The following is a 999-nucleotide window of genomic DNA, read 5'->3' on the forward strand; positions in this document are numbered from 1 at the left end:
CGAGGCCACCCCGCCCGGCAGGCGGCACGCCATGCCGACGATCGCGATCGGCTCGGACTTCTCCGACTCGACGTCGAGCAGGCGCTTCTGGGTCTTCTTGAGTTCGGCGACCACCCGCTTGAGGTAATCGCGCAACTTCTCGTCGTTCGCCATGGTGAAACCGCCCCTCACAGGCCGAGTTCGTTGTCGATCATCTCGAATATCTGGTCGTCCGACGCCGCCTCAAGGCCGAATTCGTCGTCGTCCGATGCGCTTCCGTTGATCTCCCACCTGGCGGCGATGGCCTGCAAGCGCGCCTTCACCTGAGAGTGCAATTCCTTTTCCACGGAGTCGGCGAACAACGCCTGTTCCAGCTTCTCCAACTCCTCCAGCACGGACGGAGTCGCCTCCTGGGAGACCACCAGCTCGTCGCGGAGGTGGTGGGCGAGTGCGGTGGGGTTGGGGTGGTCGAAGACGAGGGTGGCGGGGAGGCGGAGCCCGGTGGCCTGGTTGAGGCGGTTGCGCAGCTCGACGGCGGTGAGCGAGTCGAACCCGAGCTGCTTGAACGCCTGTTCAGGACCGATGACATCGCTCGCACCCCGCCCCAGAACCGCGGCCGCATGCGTGCGCACCAGATCGAGCAGCAGACGCTCACGATCCGCATCGGCAAGACCGGCAAGGCGCTGGACCAGCGACTCCCCACCCCCGGAGGCGGCCTGCGCGGCCCGACGCGCAGGCCGCCGCACCAGACCACGCCACAGCGCGGGAACCTCCTCCGGCACACCACGAACCAACGCCGCCAGATCGACCTTGACCGGGAGCACCACCGCCTCACCACACGCCAAAGCCGCATCGAACAACGCCAACCCCTCCCCCACCGACAGGCCAACAATCCCGTCCCGTCGGCTGAGCCGCCGCTGGGCCCCGCTCAACTTGCCCGTCATGTCGCTCGCCTGCTCCCAGAGGCCCCAGGCGAGGCTGGTGGTGGGACGGCCCTGGGCGCGGTGTTGGTGAGTGAGG

At 67.9% G+C, this 999-nt stretch carries 2 protein-coding genes; both read right to left on the reverse strand.

Going from position 1 to position 999, the window contains the following annotated elements:
* Positions 1-153: polyketide synthase docking domain-containing protein (locus tag DEH69_RS13015; RefSeq protein WP_147255553.1), on the reverse strand; the 153-nt coding region annotated here is incomplete at its 3' end.
* A gap of 14 nt (positions 154-167) precedes the next feature.
* On the reverse strand, positions 168-999 hold an 832-nt coding region (locus tag DEH69_RS13020; protein ID WP_220131257.1), incomplete at its 5' end, for a beta-ketoacyl reductase.

It is taken from the genome of Streptomyces sp. PT12, assembly GCF_003311645.1.
Taxonomy (GTDB): Bacteria; Actinomycetota; Actinomycetes; order Streptomycetales; family Streptomycetaceae; genus Streptomyces.